Here is a 17,008-nt window from a genome sequence, read left to right on the forward strand (position 1 = left end):
TTGTAAAGAGAGTGGCTCCATTTCATTTATTTCACCAATTGCCCGCGTGTTACGCCGAGCTGGTTGGTAGCTTTGAGTGTCTTCCATACCTGTGTACCGCTGATCTCACCGCGCAGTGCACGGTTGTACAGTCCAAGCACCTCACGTACCTGCTCTGGTGTCTCTTCCAAGAACTCCACGCGGTAGCGGGATACACCAAGATCCATGAAGCTCGTCAGATACTCGGCACCGGATTGCTCGACGGCATTGTATACTGTGTTCCGGCAGCCCTCATCGACACGTACCGGATGAGACATGCCAATACGGTCCTGCAGGGATACGCTGTGATCTTCACAAGGACGTCCGCAGTTCGTGTAATCCGTTCCTTCACTGAGGAACGTACAATATACACAGTGCTCTGTGTGGAACATCGGCAGATGCTGATGAATAACCACTTCCATCTTGTCTGTACGGGAACGCTCCAGCAGATCGACCATTTGCTGAATGTTCAGGTCATAAGACGGAGTAACCGCATCACAGCCTGCTTCAAGGAATAGCTCAACCGCTTTATGGTTGGCAATGTTCAGTGAGAAGTCGCCAATCAGCTCCGGATGATTCGCCTCCGGGTTCTCCATGCGATGACGCAGGTAGAAATACAGTGCGCCCGTATTACGAACCAGCACCGCGTCCGGCTTCAGACGCAGAATGTTGTTATGGTAGCCGTTCTCACCAGGCATGTGGATGCGTGGTGTAACGAGTGCAATTTTCTTGCCTGCAGCATGCACCATCTCTACCGCAGCCGGGAACTGCTTGATGAACTCGAAGTCCGCATAGATAAAGTCTACGCCCGCTTCAAGACAAGCCTCTACTTGAGGCAGACTGCGGCATAATGCGGTGAGCTCCGCTGCACCGCGCTTCACCGCTGGAGCTGGCTTAACGGAATCACCGTAAACCTCCACTTCACGCTTCACATATACCGGCGGCTTCGGACGTTCTCCGGCCAGCATTTCCACTGCCTGACGGCGAATGTTGTTCAGCTCCCGCATCGGAATAATGATATCTCCATGCAGCTGTACATCCAGCTCCTCGAGCTGATACACTGTACCACCCAGTCGTCCAAACTGCTCTTCGAGCAGCTCATCATTCATCGGGCGTTTCTTCGCTAGTTCAAGCTCCATCTCGGAATTCACCTGAACCGTAGTGCCTTTCTGCACATCGGTCCACCAGGTTTCGAGCGGCTGCCCCGGTCTTCCTACCGCCTTCACATGAACCGGGAACACACGATATGGCTTCTCTGTCTCATAGCTTTGACGCAGACGCTTATCCAGCGCTGGGTCGTTGGTCTTCCAGATCCGATCGCCCTCATGCAGACGGCGCAGATCCACATCACTGCGGCCAGGCACGATGTCAATGATCCAGCCTTCGCCTGCTTCGCCTTCAATCTTCACGCCTTTACGACGAATATCATAGACACGTCCGCCTTCTTCGCGCTTAGTTGGGTCGCCGGCATCAAATACAATACCGTCTCCACGCTTCACCGGAGCTTCGAGTTTACATACGACGCCGTCGCGAAGAATTTTTTCTACACGGCCCAAGTATACTCCACGGCTCTTCGGAAACGTTCCATCCACCAGCTTCTTGTTGTTCGTTCCTTCAAGAAAACCATGCGTAAAGCCACGGGAGAAGCTCTGCTGCAGCTCACGAATCTCCTCAGAGCTAATTGGATCTTTGATTCCGTCAAAATAGGCATCAATCGCTTTGCGATATTTGCTTACCACATTCGCCACATATTCCGGTGTCTTCAGACGCCCTTCTATCTTGAAGGAAGTAACACCAGCCTCAATCAGCTCAGGCATAATATCAATTGCAGCCAGGTCCTTCGGTGACAACAGATAAGCAACATCACCCATCGGCTTCTGCTCGCCATCGACCATCAGATCATAAGGAAGACGGCAGGCCTGTGCACACTCACCGCGGTTGGCAGAGCGTCCGCCCCACATCTCGGAAGTCAAGCATTGACCAGAATAAGAAACGCAGAGTGCACCATGCACGAATACTTCCATTGGCAGCTTCGCTTGCTCCCCGATTTTTTGAATCTGCTTCAGATTGTTCTCACGGCCTAGTACGACACGTTCGATATCAAACGGCTTCGTAAACTCTACCGCCTCCGGCGAAGTAATCGTCATCTGTGTTGAACCGTGAATTGGGAAATCTGGTGAGATTTCGCGGATCAGCTTCACAAGACCCAGATCCTGCACAATTACCGCATCCACACCTGCATCTACACAAGCATCAACCAATTCTTTGGCATCTGCCAGCTCATTTTCAAATACCAATATGTTAAACGTCAGAAAGCCTTTGACTCCATAGCTATGCAAAAAAGCCATAATCTCCGGCAGCTCTTCCATCCGGAAATTGTTCGCTCTTGCGCGGGCATTAAACTTCTCCACACCGAAAAAGATCGCATCTGCGCCGTTCGCTACTGCTGAACGCATACAATCCCAATCGCCGGCAGGTGCTAACAGCTCGACATCTTCTCTTCTCAATGCTTTTGTATTCATATATCCTCCTAAACAGGCTCTTTTTACTTTGCCTATATCCTAATACATCGTCCAAATGATCAACTAAATACTCTATCAGTGTAGCCATTCTGCTAAACAACTATAATAGTGTATCAAATCCTTGTTCTTTCCTCTACTACTTCCTGAAAAAACCGAAATTTCCGTCCATTCTCCATGGACTTTTCTATCAACAGTGTAACAAGGCTCCTTCTTTAACTCTATAAAAAAAGAACCCGCATGCCAAATAAATTTAGCTCTGCCGGTTCTTCACCCTATTCATTATTTATTGAATGAAAAAGATTCAAGCGTCTTCGAAAGAGCATTCAGCTGTACTTCCGTTCGATTCGCATCATTCAGTGCTGCGGTTACGGTGTAAGTTATGCCGTCATGCTCAAATACAAGCTGCCTGCCTTGCATGGGAACACCCTTCTCGACTTCATGATAAGTGAACTCGGTCGCCGGTTCTCCTGCAAAGGTCATATTCTTCGTATCTGTCACACGGAAATCCTTGCGGCTCTGGGCTGCTTCGGCATACGATTCACGGAGCTGACTGACGGCCATCTCTACAGATATCTCCTTATCCACATGAATGGAGAAAAACCCTCCGGTAAACTGATAGGCTACAATCGTGGATTCAAATCGGTTCTCCACTGGAGTCCAGTATCTCGGGATATCGAGTGTGTAGCCATATGTTTTGGAAGTCCGGGTGATCATACTCGACTTATTCACTAAATAAGGATCCTCGCCCAGCTTGCCAAAATTTTCGGAGACGGTATCATAATCAATCTCGAGCGAAGCGAGGATCTCTTCAAACAAGCTCTCATCTCCTGCTGCCGCTTCAGGTACAGCGTATTCCAAATAGTAACGATATCCGTTCTCTTGAATCAGCACATTATATTCCGTTGTCCAGCCATCTCCAAAATCGTATTGGAACTGGTTCACCTGAGCATCCTTACCCGCTACGTTCAGCGTGTAGGAATCGACCTCCCGGTGAGCATCCTCCACGAACACATCCCGCATCCACTGATTCAGCTTGTCGCTCCAATCCTTAAGCGAAGCGCCTTCCGGCGCCGAAGTCACCTGAAGGGATAAATGTGTTCCTTCCTTACTCTCGTAGATCAGGGACTGATTATCCTTATCCCACTCCGCGGGCACTGACAAGGCAATACCATAATCTTCGTTATACACTGTCGTCATGCCATTCTCAACCGTGGACAAATCCTTCATTGTCGTATCTGATATGTTGAAGGAGGTACGGAAGGAATTCAGTAGTGGGGCATGCTTTTGCAAATCCTTGTAATTGACAGCCTCATAATCGGAAAAATAGACTTCATACAAGCGCCCGTTATCATAGTATTGTCTTGCTTCCCAGAACATACCGTCGCCATCCTTAGTCACGATGCGTGCATACGGTGTAACGGCTTCTCCATAGGCTTCACGATCCATCACGGTCTCACCCATATCCTTGGCGTCCTGAACCAGCTGCTGCAGCATATCCTCCGCATCCAGCTCGACTTCCTGATCACTGACCAGCACTTCAAGATAATAGGTGCCTTCGGCGTTCATGAAGCTGGTAAAGTCCTCACTCTCATTGTAGGACCCTCCCACAATCAGTCCGGTTGGATAATTCATTGACCATTGGTAGTAACTGTTCCCTATCTTTGTCTTGCCTAGATCGGTATCGATTTCACTCTCTGGATTCTCCTGCGGAGCTTCAGCACTATTCGCTTTCATGCGAATAACCAGCTCACCTTGATCTGTTTTATGAAGTGAAGCTCCAATTCCTGCAGCTACAGAGCGCAGCGGGACCATAAGCACATCCTTCACCATCTTGGGTGCAGCAGTCATCTCTACTTTTTGCCCATCGATCCAGGCGGTCTTGCTCCCGATGGTGAGGGCGACCGTATGTGGACCATCCATGACTTTGACGACATCTTCCCCGGATAAACGGATCTCGCTATTAAAAGCTTTTTTGAACACCCCTACCGGAACCATCAGTGTTCCCTGCTCCATATAAGGCTTATGAATCGTTTGCTTCTCCCCATTGATGCTTGCTGTCTGGCTTCCCGTCCTCAGTCTCAACTCTTCTACAAGATCAGAAGCCGCAGCTGGCTGAATTACACTGCTTAACACAATGGTGCCCGTCAATAGCGCCGTTGTAATAGTACGTACCGTTCTTGTATTCATTGCTCTACCTCATCCCATGCTTCGTCTTCAACTGAAACCACCGAATTCTCACCCTGCGTCAATACCAGATAGCGCGTTACGATGTCTCCATCTGACTGCATGAGCAGCTTCACTTTCTGGCCAGGCAGATACTTCTTAAGCAGCTCATTGATATCGACAACCGAAGTGACTCGCACCCCGTCTATGCTGTACAGCACGTCACCCTCTTGAATTTTGGCCTTGTCTGCTTCATTCGTGTGGACACTCATCACGGTCAAAGGATCGTCCGTTGGCAGCCCCACAATGGCCGACCAGCTCTCCTCCAGCGTAAGCCCCAGACTTGCGCGCTTGACTTCACCATATTTAAAGTAATGATTGATTACATAATGTACCGTCTCCGCAGGGATCGAGAAGCCTGTATTCTCTACACCAACCGCTGCATACTTCATTGTGTTAATCCCGATAACTTCACCCTCTAAATTCACGAGCGGACCGCCGCTGTTCCCCGGGTTAATGGCTGTATCACTTTGAATCAGACGATAGGATGCATTCACTCCCCGGTTGAGCCCGCTGACCACACCCACTGTAGCTGAATTCCGCAGGGAAAAAGACACCGGTGTGCCAATCGCAATCACGGTCTCGCCCACCCGCATATTGGAAGAGGAGCTGGCTAGCTTCGCAGGCTTCAATGATTTGGCGTTGATCTTGATCAGTGCAATATCGCTGGTCGGATCGCTGTAACTGTCGGTGATCTTATAGGTCTTACCATCGGATGTGACTACAACTGCATTAGATAAACCGTCAATAACATGGGCGTTCGTCACAATCCATCCGTTTGATTTGATAATGACACCCGTTCCGTGCGTTAAATTGTAACGGTCTGAGCTTCCTCCTTCTGCACCTGCATCAGGCCGCCCGATGATTCCAACAACAGAAGGGGATACGGCCTCGACGACCTCCGGTATTTCATCTTTTGCTGTATAAATGAATGTTCCCGTCTTCGTGTCATATTGCCCTGTACCGCCTAACGCTTTAATAAGGTCTTTTGAATTTATGTATATTTGACCATCCTGAAGCTGGGCATTCAGCTTGACGCTAGCTCCCTCCGTCACAGCAGGATTCATTATACTTGCTCCAAGCAGGATGATTGCTGCTACAGCAGCTGCAGTCATTTTTGTTATTAACTTGTTGTTTAGATTAAGATCTGTATCCTTGGTTGTATCCGTGATTCTATCGTTATTTGCGTTTCTTCTATCTCTAGTTCTATCTATTCTATTACGTTTCAAATGGCTTCACCTATTCCTCTCCCAATCTATCATTCTCGCTTCCCTATGTAACATTAGCTTCACTTAAAAAGAGGATTAAAAAACACCTTCCCTTCACACAGGGGAAAGTGTTCTGCAAATCTACTTATGCTGTATGTAACCGTCTAGCTCAACCAATGCTTGATCATCGCATAATCGGTAATTAGAAATACGATTAAGCTGACAACACCAAAGGCGATGGCAAACAAATTCTTCTTGGGTGCCTTGATCAGGCGAACAACACCGATGAAGATAATAATGGTAAATAGAATGACAAAGATATCAAATCCATTAAATTTAGAAGTAGTGCCTCCAGCTTCCGCTAATAGCAGCATACATGCGCCCCCTTATGATGAGATATCATATACGTACAAGCGTTTACACCTTCTTATATGTTATCTTCATCGCCCGGGTTTAGCAAGACTTTTCATCCAGAAAATCTAAAATAATCCAATTCAATTCCTATAAATACTTTTCGTATATTTAGTAATGACTTCATCATAATCGGGATACTTATATCCGAAACTTTCTGACACCGCTTTTGAATAATTTCTAAATAACTCATAACAAGTGAATAAAGACTGCCACATTTCCTCATACCCATTCTCCACATAAGTGGACAGGAGTTTTTCCCAATCTTCATCTGGGAGGTAGCGATTTATAAACTTATAGTTCTTCCCTACACTAAAATGATATCCTTGCTCTGATCCGATTTTCCAAGCCATCATTCTCAATAAATTCGGTCTTGCGATCTCGTTCAGATGGTCAATGGCAAATAGGATTTCTTTTCTCCCCAACCCTTTAACCACGTATGTGGAAACCATCCAGAACTCATTACAGCAATCATCGAATTCTCTTGCTGTCGGCTTTTTAATCCAATATTGACGATCATTTGCGGTCACTTCGTGTTTAACGAGATTGTCCTTATCAAGCAGCACCTGGGCTAAACCGTCACTATGGGTAAAATAATCGTTAGCCTCGTGGACTGGGATAAGTGTCAGGTCTAGTTTATTCCCATCTTCAAATAGGATTAAGTATGAATACCAATTACCTAACTCCGGCGGAAAAAGCTCCATATCTTCGGGTTTTTGCATCATAACCGGTTTCCCGAATACTTGAAGCCACTGATCATTCTCCTTGAAAGAATTCATGTCCGTTACAAAGTATGAGAGGTCATAATCTTGGAATGGATCAGGAGGAATATTAGGATTTGTTCGGGACCCTTCCAAAGTTACCAATCGAATTCGATCATCATTTTTGGCAAAATCGATCAGCGTATCCATCATCTCTTGTTCATTTCTCACGACAGTCATCCTCCGTTCCAACTATTTTTTAGATAGCATGAATAATAGAGAGTTCGATATAACCACGTCGCTCTAATGATGACGGATTACTTTAAAAAAGCTGGAGATGAGATAAAGTCATCTCCTCCAGCTCTTCCTGTAGCAGCTATGAACGGTTTAACACCAGGGTTTGACTGCGCTCGGTATCCCGTTCCAACACCGGCTTCAGGTATTTACCTGTGTAGGATTCATTCACTTTGACGATTTGCTCTGGAGAACCCGTACCGATAATGGTACCGCCGCCGTCTCCGCCTTCCGGTCCCAAGTCGATAATATGGTCGACCGTCTTGATGACATCCAGGTTGTGCTCAATGACAAGCACGGTTTCCCCAGAGTCCACCAGTCGGTGAAGTACCGTCAGCAAACGATCAATATCATCCACGTGCAGACCGGTGGTCGGCTCGTCCAAGATATACATCGTCTTACCCGTACTGCGGCGGTACAGCTCAGATGCGAGCTTGACGCGCTGCGCCTCTCCCCCGGATAGTGTTGTTGCCGGCTGTCCAAGCTTGACGTATCCTAAGCCGACATCCAGCAGGGTTTGGATTTTGCGATGAATCTTAGGAATGTTGCGGAAGAATTCCACCGCATCTTCAATCGTCATATCTAGTACTTCAGAAATGTTCTTCTCTTTGTATTTAACCTCTAACGTTTCCCGGTTATATCGTTTCCCTTTGCAGACTTCACAAGGTACATAAACGTCCGGCAGGAAGTGCATCTCGATCTTAATGATTCCATCACCCTTACAAGCTTCACATCTGCCGCCCTTGATGTTAAAGCTGAATCGGCCCTTTTGGTAGCCGCGCAGCTTGGCTTCATTCGTTTGGGAGTACAGATCTCGAATATCATCAAATACACCCGTGTACGTTGCCGGGTTGGATCGAGGTGTACGGCCGATTGGAGATTGATCGATATCAATGACCTTATCAATATGCTCCAAGCCTTTCATTTCCTTATACTGCCCTGGGCGTACTCTTGCCCGGTTCAAATCCCGTGCCAGTGTTTTGTACAAGATCTCATTCACAAGGGTAGATTTGCCTGAACCGGATACACCAGTAACCGCTGTAAATACACCTAGTGGAATCTTCACATTAATGTTCTTGAGATTGTTCTCCTTCGCACCGCGAATTTCCAGCCAGCGATCATCCGTCTTCCGTCTCTCGGCAGGAACAGGGATAAACTTGCGTCCGCTGAGATAGCTGCCTGTCAGTGAATTAGGATCATTCATGACTTCCTGCGGTGTGCCCTGCGATATAATCTGACCGCCATGAATTCCGGCTCCCGGACCGATATCAATAATATAATCCGCTGCCATCATCGTATCCTCGTCATGCTCTACGACAATGAGCGTATTTCCGAGGTCACGCATATGACCCAGTGTTGCAATCAGACGGTCATTGTCACGCTGATGCAGTCCGATGCTTGGCTCATCCAATATATACAATACACCCATGAGACTGGAGCCGATCTGTGTCGCGAGCCGAATACGCTGTGCTTCCCCGCCAGATAATGTCCCAGCAGCTCTGCTCATGGTGAGGTAGTTCAACCCGACGTTTACGAGGAATCCCAGACGACTGTTGATCTCTTTCAGAATCAAATGTGCAATCGCCTGTTCCTTCTCGGAGAGCTGCAAATTGCTGAAGAATTCCATGGCCGCTCCAATGGAGAGATTGGTCACATAAGCCATGTTGTTGCCATTGACAGTAACGGCCAGCACTTCTTTTTTGAGACGATGACCTTTACATGTTCCACACGGCTTCTCGCCCATAAAGCCTTCGATGAACTCACGAATGCCTTCCGAAGCCGTATCACGATACCGGCGCTCCAGATTGGGAATAATCCCTTCAAATACAACATAAGCTTCTTTTCTTTGGCCAAAATCATTCTCATAACGGAAACGGATCTTCTCACCATTCGTCCCTCGAAGGAGCTTGTTCATCTGATCTGGTGACAGCTCGCTGACAGGAACGTTCATCGGAATCTTGTAATGCTCACATACGGAACGTAAAAATTGCGGGTAGTAGTTCGAAGTCCCTCCAGCCCAAGCTTCAAATGCACCGCCTTCGATCGACTTGCTGCGATCTGGAACGAGCAGATCAGGATCGACAATCATCTTAGTCCCCAAGCCGTCACAATCCGGACAGGCACCAAATGGACTGTTGAACGAGAACATACGCGGGGAGAGCTCCTCCATGCTGAATCCGCATATAGGACAGGCATAGTTGGAGCTGAATCTCAGCTCTTCTTCTCCAATGATATCAACCAGCAGCTGACCGCCGGATATTTTAAGCGCGGTTTCAATCGAATCGGACAAACGTGACTGAATGTCTTCCTTCACGACGATCCGGTCCACTACGACCTCAATCGTATGCTTCTTGTTCTTCTCAAGCTCAATGTTCTCCGACAAGTCACGGAGCTCGCCATCAATCCTTACCCGTACGAAGCCTTGCTTCGAAATATCTGCCAGCAGACTCTTGTGCTCGCCTTTGCGGCCCGAAATAACAGGTGCCAGAATCTGCAGCCTTGTCCGTTCCGGGTAGCCCATGATCCGGTCAACCATCTGCTCTACAGTCTGGGAAGTAATCTCTACACCATGTTCCGGACAATGCGGATGACCTATGCGTGCAAACAATAGACGCAAATAGTCATAAATCTCGGTAACCGTTCCTACCGTTGAGCGCGGATTGCGGCTTGTTGTTTTCTGATCTATCGAAATCGCAGGAGACAGTCCATCTATCGAATCTACGTCGGGTTTCTCCATCTGACCTAGAAACTGACGGGCATATGCGGACAGTGACTCTACATATCTACGCTGACCTTCGGCATATATCGTATCAAATGCCAGCGATGATTTACCGGATCCGCTCAGTCCGGTCAGGACGACAAAACGGTCGCGTGGGATCGTTACATCGATGTTCTTCAGATTGTGCGCCCTCGCGCCTTTAATGATTATATTCTCGTTCGCCACACTCTCATCTCCTTAAAAGAACCCTCCTAAATCCTCCCTGAGAGGGAGGACCCCAAAGGGACCTCCCTTTGGAAACCGGAAATTGGCCGAAGTAGTTGGGCTCGTGGTTATTTACAGCTGGGTTGTTGTGCTTGGACCGCATTCGTTCTGGACAACCCATCTGGTTGTCCAGAACATGCTTCACATCCGACGCGGACCGTGAGTGGGATTGCTTCGCTATATCCCACGGGCGGACCATTGCTCTTCGAGCTCGGTCCTTCAAGTGCAACTTCCTGCGTGGGATTGCTTCGCTCCATCCCACGGGCGGACCATTGCTCTTCGAGCTCGGTCCTTCAAGTGCAACTTCCTGCGTGGGATTGCTTCGCTCCATCCCACCGGCGGACCATTGCTCTCTGAGCTCGGTCCTTCAAGTGCAACTTCCTGCGTGGGATCGCTTCGCCCCATCCCACAGGCGGACCATTGCTCTCTGAGCTCGGTCCTTCAAGTGCAACTTCCTGTTGTGGGATCGCTTCGCTTCATCCCACCGGCGGACCATTGCTCTCCGAGCTCGGTCCTTCAAGTGCAACTTCCTGTTGTGAGATTGCTTCGCTCCATCCCACCGGCGGACCATTGCTCTCTGAGCTCGGTCCTTCAAGTGCAATTTCCTGTTGTGAGATCGCTTCGCCCCATCCCACGGGCGGACCATTGCTCCTCGAGCTCGGTCCTTCAAGTGCAACTTCCTGCGTGGGATTGCTTCGCTCCATCCCACGGGCGGACCATTGCTCTTCGAGTTCGGTCCTTCAAGTGCAACTTCCTGTTGTGGGATCGCTTCGCCCCATCCCACGGGCGGACCATTGCTCTTCGAGCTCGGTCCTTGTTCTACTAAATTAAACAATATATCAATTTATCAATAAGTATAGCCCTTATTATCAGCTTTCAACGTTATTAAACGAAATACAATCACACAAGTAAAGAGTACAGAAGCAGCAATGTTATACGTATGCACTCTTTAAGAAGAGAACGACCCCTCGGCCGTTCTCTTCTTATTTTATTCTGCCTTCAATTCAAGCAGGGCGTCACGCAGTTCCGCGGCACGCTCGAACTGCAAGTTCTTCGCTGCATCCTTCATTTCAGCCTCAAGACGCTGCATCAACGACTGACGCTCGCGCTTCGACATCTTCTCTGCGCCGCCTGTCAGATAATCGCTCTTCGCCTCGGCCACCTTCGTTGCCTCAATAACCTCACGAATCTTCTTGCGGATGGTCTGCGGTGTAATTCCATGCTCTTCATTATAAGCGACCTGGATTGCACGACGACGTTCTGTCTCCTTAATCGCTTTATCCATGGAGTCCGTAATCTTATCACCATACATGATAACTTTACCTTCACTGTTCCGGGCTGCGCGTCCAATAGTCTGAATAAGTGAGCGTTCAGAACGCAGGAAGCCCTCTTTATCAGCATCCAATATAGCAACAAGCGACACTTCAGGAAGATCAAGTCCTTCCCGCAGCAGGTTAATTCCGATAAGGACATGGAATGTGCCGAGCCGGAGATCCCTCAGAATGGACATACGCTCCAGCGTCTTAATATCAGAGTGCATATATCTGACCTTAATGCCGACTTCCTTGAAGTAATCGGTCAGATCCTCTGCCATCTTCTTCGTTAACGTCGTAACAAGTACGCGCTCATCCTTCTCTACACGGTCCCGAATCTCTCCAATCAGATCATCAATTTGACCTTTGGTCGGTCTCACTTCAATGATCGGATCAAGCAGACCTGTTGGACGAATAATCTGCTGAACCATTTCTCCTTCGTTATGCTCAAGCTCATAAGGACCTGGAGTGGCAGAGACGTATACGAGCTGCTTCGTCTTCTTCTCGAATTCCTCGAACTGCAGTGGACGGTTATCCAGTGCGGACGGCAAACGAAATCCGTGCTCAACGAGTACGGTCTTCCGCGCACGGTCACCGTTGTACATCGCGCGAATTTGAGGCAGCGTTACATGCGACTCGTCAATGACAACCAGCATATCGTCAGGGAAATAGTCGAGCAGTGTATACGGTGTAGCTCCTGCCTCACGGAAGGTCAGTGGACCAGAATAATTCTCAATCCCGGAGCAGAATCCCACTTCCTTCATCATCTCGATATCGTAACGTGTCCGCTGTTCCAGACGCTGTGCCTCGAGCAGCTTGCCCTGTTCACGCAGTTCAGCAAGACGCTCCTCGAGCTCACGCTCAATATTAACAAGCGCAACTCTCATCGTCTCCTCACGCGTAACAAAGTGAGACGCCGGGAATATGGCCACATGGTCGCGCTCACCTATGAGCTCGCCGGTCAGCACGTCAATCTCTGTAATGCGCTCAACTTCGTCTCCAAAAAGCTCGATTCGCATCGCATGCTGATCTTTGGATGCCGGAAAAATCTCAATGACATCACCGCGCACGCGGAATGTCCCCCGGACAAAATTAAGGTCATTACGCTGGTATTGGATATCCACGAGGCGTGACAAAATCTCCTTGCGAGACTTCTCCATCCCTACACGGAGCGACAATAACATATTAGAATACTCTATCGGAGAACCGAGACCATAGATGCAGGATACACTCGCAACAATAATGACGTCACGGCGCTCGAACAAGGAACTTGTCGCTGAATGCCGGAGCTTATCAATTTCTTCATTTATACTTGAATCCTTCTCAATGTACGTATCTGAAGAAGGAATATAGGCTTCCGGTTGATAGTAATCGTAATAGCTTACAAAGTAATCTACCGAATTGTTAGGAAAAAACTCCTTAAACTCACTTGCGAGCTGTGCCGCAAGCGTCTTGTTATGTGCAATAACAAGCGTGGGTCTATTTAACTTCGCTATGGTCTGAGCAATGGTAAACGTCTTACCGGTACCTGTAGCACCAAGCAATGTCTGATGCCTCTTCCCTTGCCGGATCCCTTCTACCAGCTCTACAATCGCTTGCGGCTGATCCCCTTGAGGTTCAAATTCCGATACGAGTTCAAATCCTTTATTGCTCATGACAATATCGCTCATTGCCCAACCTCACCTTCATCGTCTAAAATAGTTTTACACCAGGATTATGCAAATTTCGATCTCTCTCGCTAAGAAACTACAAATATCCAGATAGAATGAAGTCATCAATGTACATACTTACACTCAAAAACTTCAAATCAACCTAGATATTGTTGTAAGAACTGCCCATAGCAAGCTGTGCAATATCCTTATATATGTCGAGATTTACCGAAAATATAACATTCGGAAACCATTTTATATCTGTATTGCTTATTTACCTAACATTAAACAAATGAAGTTCCTCAGCCGAAATAAAAAAGAACCCATCTCAAAAAGTGGAATGAAGCTCTTCATCAGGCTGTTTCACCGGCTCTTCGTTCGTGAGTTAAGCAAAAGCATTTATAAGAATGTTTGTTCCCGTTTATTATACTCGGTTCATGTCCTGGATGCAAATATAGAACGCAAATGAATGGAGGGAATTTTTGATGGATATCGCGACCCTAATCGGCCTTATAGCCGGAGCTGTCGCAATCATTGGAGGATTTTTATGGGAAGGGGGACAAATAACAGGATTATTTCAAGGAACGGCTGCTCTTATCGTCTTCGGCGGTACGATTGCAGCCGTGCTCATCAGCTATCCAATGCACCGGATCCGCACTCTGCCTGCCGGCATTAAACTGGCCTTCAAGCCGAATCGGTCTGAAGTCAATGAGTGGCTGGAGGATATCGTAGAGATGTCCATGGTTGCAAGACGCGAAGGCGTTCTAGCCTTGGAGCAGAAGGTCCTTGATCACCCTAATATTTTCTTAAGAGAAGGAATTCAGTTGGTTGTGGATGGAACAGATCAGCCGATCGTCCGTCAGATTATGGAGCTGGATATTGATGCCAAAGAACAGGAGCATGATAACTATGCCAAGCTATTTGAATCTGCAGGCTCCTATGCGCCGACCATGGGGATTATCGGGACGGTTATGGGACTCATTCAGGTGCTTGGCCATCTGACGGATCCGAGTCAGCTCGGTCCATCGATCGCCGTTGCTTTTATCGCGACCTTATATGGGGTGGCCAGCGCAAACCTGATTTTCTTGCCTATCGCCTCCAAGATCAGAGCCAAGAGCGCTGAGGAGATCCTGGTGATGGAAATGATTCTGGAAGGTGTATTGTCTGTACAAAATGGCGATAATGCGCTGCTCGTTCGTAAAAAGCTGAACACTTATATCACTTCACAGCCGACTTCATTAAACCCGAGGAAGGATGTCACGCATGAGACAGCGGAATAGGCGAACACGGAATGTAAAGTCAGCGCATTCCTCCGGCTCTCCGCATGATCGCTGGATGATTACCTATGCGGATCTCATAACACTTTTACTCATTTTCTTCGTGATGATGTATGCGATGAGCCGGCTAGATGCAAGCAAGTATGAGGAAGTCACCAGCTCCCTTCAAACTACCTTTCAGAGCTCAAGCGGAATTCTTGACGGAGGAAATGGTGTCATTGACTACCCCTCTGGCCAGAATGGTAACTCAAGCAGTGAAGCAAACCAGCCTGGCTCGAGCGGAACCGGTTCAGATATGGGACAAGAGGCGGACGGCGGACCTTTGACCGAACGAGAGTCTGCATTTCGTGAGCAGGAAAAAGAGCTTCAGGATCTGATGGCCTTGATCGAAGATTATATAAGGGACCATGAGCTTGAGAATCTTATTTTTGTAGTGGACAAGCCTCAAGGGATCTCCATTACGCTGAGTGAACAATTTCTGTTTCGCACTGGGGACGCGAATTTAATGGAAGGTGCAGGCCCGGTTCTCTCTCAATTAGCCAGCTTGTTTAGGGATCTCGAGACAACCATCTCAATCGAGGGACACACCGACAATACCCCGGTGACATCGGGCTCCAAATACCGGGACAACTGGGAGCTCTCCGGTGAGCGTGCACTCTCTGTGCTTCGTTATTTTATTGAGCAGGAAGGACTCGATCCGGACAGCTTCCAATATGCAGGATATGCGGATAACCGGCCTGCAGCAGAGAATACGACCGCAGCGGGCAGACAACAAAACCGCCGAGTGGAAATTACGGTTCTGCGACAGCTGCAAAGTGAGTAAGTCCAGATCTCATCTGCTTATAAAAAGGAAAACCTCCATCCTGATTTTTAATGCAGGATGGAGGTTTTTTTGGTGCAGAGAAGCTTGTATTCGAACGTTCCACTTCTCCGGCTTATTTTATCTCGTGATTGCTTAAAGTAATTTTCAGCTTCTATCCCCTCATGCTTCATGACTGAAAGGATCTGGTGCAGGCTTTTCGGTACGATGTGTATCCACCTTCATCCCGACGATCTGAAAGAAGGAGGCGGGACGCTCGTCTATCGCAAAGCCAGAATCCGGATCCGGTGCAAGCAATGCACCGAGCTGATGGTGCTCACCTTCGTATATCGCACGCTGCAGAAATTTACTCTCGCCTTCAATATTGCGTACTTCCAATTTGCAAAATGCAGGGTTCATTCGAAGGGCGCTGTGCAGCTCCGCTTGGGAGTTGACATGCTGCCCATTTACTCTAAAGATAACCTCACCCGTCTGGATCCCCAGCTCCTCCGCAGGACTTCCCGGCAATACGGCCAGAACCTGCAGTCCCTGCTTAGGATGTACATAGATTGGGCTGCGGTTCTCTTCCTCCGACGAACTGATCCAGCATATCGCTTCAAGACCTAGAAGAGCAAATAACACCGCGACCAGTGACAGCGGATTCCACCACACGGACAAGAGACTCAAGACAAGCAGTATGACTCCATACAGCAGGAGCCGCTTCGTGGTAAGCGCTGATTTGTCTTCAGGCAGCATACTTTTTGTCATTTCACTAAATCCGACGATAAAAGGAACAGCAAAGAGCATATACATATCGGCACCGCCGGAAATCAGCGGACTCCAGGCTAGACCCGCTCCGCTTCCCGACGTCGTGGGCATAAGCAGCATAAGCGGCACAGGTACATAGTACTGCAGCTGATAACCACCGACAAGCTTGCCTCTCTTCCCTTTAAAATAAACAGGAGAAGCGTTCTGCTCCTGCTGCAGCCTTACGAACAGAGCCTGAGTCAAGTGCAGCACTGCTGCAAGCATCAGCAGCTGAGGAATCGGCAGATCATGGATTGTAGAGACCACAGCTTCGAGGAAGCCTCGCGGCTCCCAGCTGCCAAAGAGCTTAAGCACCCATTGTATAATACCGAGCAAGCCCACTGCATATACCGCGTTCAGGTATCTGATCCGCAGCAGCATCAGTATAATCGATGTTACCCATATCGCCAGCACAGCCTGTGCTGTCATTTCAATTCCCAGAAATAAATAAACGACAGATACAATAAGACCAACCAGTATACCTGTAAAAATAGCCCGCAATGTTAACAGCGGCCACCCATTAAGGCGTGTGTGGAGCAATCTTCGTTCTAGCATCCCCTGACGACGGTAACTGAGCGCTAATAATACGATGGCTATGTAATAAAATGGCTGTGTCAGCAAATCGATTAATGCATCCACAACAAGCCATAGCCATGTGATGACTTCATTCAAGTTAGCTCACGCCCCCTCATATTCAACTGTTGCATGCCCTCTCCAAATGCATGATCCAATCAATTTCATAACTCATTTAAGTAAAAAAAGAAGGCTGAACAAGCAGCCTTCTTTCATCTGTTTTTCTAATA

Annotated in this window: 11 protein-coding genes; 2 read left to right on the forward strand and 9 right to left on the reverse strand. The window is 48.1% G+C overall.

Translation table 11 applies throughout. From position 1 onward, the window contains the following. Positions 1-26: 26 nt before the first annotated feature. The 8 genes from TCA2_RS14415 to uvrB form a co-directional block, all read right to left on the reverse strand. On the reverse strand, positions 27-2,540 hold the full coding sequence (locus TCA2_RS14415; RefSeq protein ID WP_047912328.1) for a U32 family peptidase: 2,514 nt from the start codon (positions 2,538-2,540) through the stop codon (positions 27-29). Positions 2,541-2,819: 279 nt separating this feature from the next. Continuing rightward, positions 2,820-4,727, reverse strand: coding sequence for a stalk domain-containing protein (locus tag TCA2_RS14420; protein ID WP_047912329.1), 1,908 nt, complete (start codon positions 4,725-4,727; stop codon positions 2,820-2,822). After that, complete coding sequence (locus TCA2_RS14425) at positions 4,724-5,878, reverse strand: trypsin-like peptidase domain-containing protein (RefSeq protein ID WP_047912330.1); 1,155 nt, start codon at positions 5,876-5,878, stop codon at positions 4,724-4,726. Before TCA2_RS14425 ends, TCA2_RS14420 begins: the two co-directional genes overlap by 4 nt. Positions 5,879-6,135: 257 nt before the next feature. Further along, positions 6,136-6,345, reverse strand: coding sequence for a hypothetical protein (locus TCA2_RS14430; RefSeq protein ID WP_170862559.1), 210 nt, complete (start codon positions 6,343-6,345; stop codon positions 6,136-6,138). 120 nt (positions 6,346-6,465) lie between these two features. Further along, a complete protein-coding gene (ant(6), locus tag TCA2_RS14435; RefSeq protein WP_047912331.1) occupies positions 6,466-7,314 on the reverse strand; it encodes an aminoglycoside 6-adenylyltransferase in 849 nt (282 codons plus the stop codon). Positions 7,315-7,459: 145 nt separating this feature from the next. Beyond that, complete coding sequence (uvrA, locus tag TCA2_RS14440) at positions 7,460-10,321, reverse strand: excinuclease ABC subunit UvrA (protein ID WP_047912332.1); 2,862 nt, start codon at positions 10,319-10,321, stop codon at positions 7,460-7,462. A 515-nt stretch (positions 10,322-10,836) separates the two neighbouring features. Then, a complete protein-coding gene (locus TCA2_RS14445; RefSeq protein ID WP_238546402.1) occupies positions 10,837-10,995 on the reverse strand; it encodes a hypothetical protein in 159 nt (52 codons plus the stop codon). 353 nt (positions 10,996-11,348) lie between these two features. Continuing rightward, complete coding sequence (gene uvrB / locus TCA2_RS14450; RefSeq protein WP_047912334.1) at positions 11,349-13,343, reverse strand: excinuclease ABC subunit UvrB; 1,995 nt, start codon at positions 13,341-13,343, stop codon at positions 11,349-11,351. A gap of 464 nt (positions 13,344-13,807) precedes the next feature. Between uvrB and TCA2_RS14455 the strand changes: the two genes are divergently transcribed. Then, a complete protein-coding gene (locus TCA2_RS14455) occupies positions 13,808-14,602 on the forward strand; it encodes a flagellar motor protein (RefSeq protein ID WP_047912335.1) in 795 nt (264 codons plus the stop codon). Further along, positions 14,586-15,422 carry a flagellar motor protein MotB gene (locus tag TCA2_RS14460; RefSeq protein ID WP_047912336.1) on the forward strand — a complete coding sequence of 279 codons (837 nt, stop codon included), beginning with the start codon at positions 14,586-14,588 and terminating at the stop codon, positions 15,420-15,422. Before TCA2_RS14455 ends, TCA2_RS14460 begins: the two co-directional genes overlap by 17 nt. Positions 15,423-15,581: 159 nt before the next feature. On the opposite strand, the gene TCA2_RS14465 is transcribed toward TCA2_RS14460, so the two are convergent. Beyond that, entirely contained in the window at positions 15,582-16,877 is a 1,296-nt protein-coding gene (locus tag TCA2_RS14465; RefSeq protein WP_047912337.1) for a PDZ domain-containing protein, read from the reverse strand. Positions 16,878-17,008 lie beyond the last annotated feature (131 nt).

The sequence above is a fragment of the Paenibacillus sp. TCA20 genome (assembly GCF_000732325.1).
Taxonomy (GTDB): domain Bacteria; phylum Bacillota; class Bacilli; order Paenibacillales; family Paenibacillaceae; genus Paenibacillus; species Paenibacillus urinalis.

Excerpts from the sequence above, each read along its gene's own strand:
- TCA2_RS14415 (WP_047912328.1), bottom strand. The coding sequence starts at position 2,540 with ATGAATACAAAAGCATTGAGAAGAGAAGATGTCGAGCTGTTAGCACCT.
- TCA2_RS14420 (WP_047912329.1), bottom strand. The coding sequence starts at position 4,727 with ATGAATACAAGAACGGTACGTACTATTACAACGGCGCTATTGACGGGC.
- TCA2_RS14425 (WP_047912330.1), bottom strand. The coding sequence starts at position 5,878 with ATGACTGCAGCTGCTGTAGCAGCAATCATCCTGCTTGGAGCAAGTATA.
- TCA2_RS14430 (WP_170862559.1), bottom strand. The coding sequence starts at position 6,345 with ATGCTGCTATTAGCGGAAGCTGGAGGCACTACTTCTAAATTTAATGGA.
- uvrB (WP_047912334.1), bottom strand. The coding sequence starts at position 13,343 with ATGAGCGATATTGTCATGAGCAATAAAGGATTTGAACTCGTATCGGAA.
- TCA2_RS14455 (WP_047912335.1), top strand. The coding sequence starts at position 13,808 with ATGGATATCGCGACCCTAATCGGCCTTATAGCCGGAGCTGTCGCAATC.
- TCA2_RS14460 (WP_047912336.1), top strand. The coding sequence starts at position 14,586 with ATGAGACAGCGGAATAGGCGAACACGGAATGTAAAGTCAGCGCATTCC.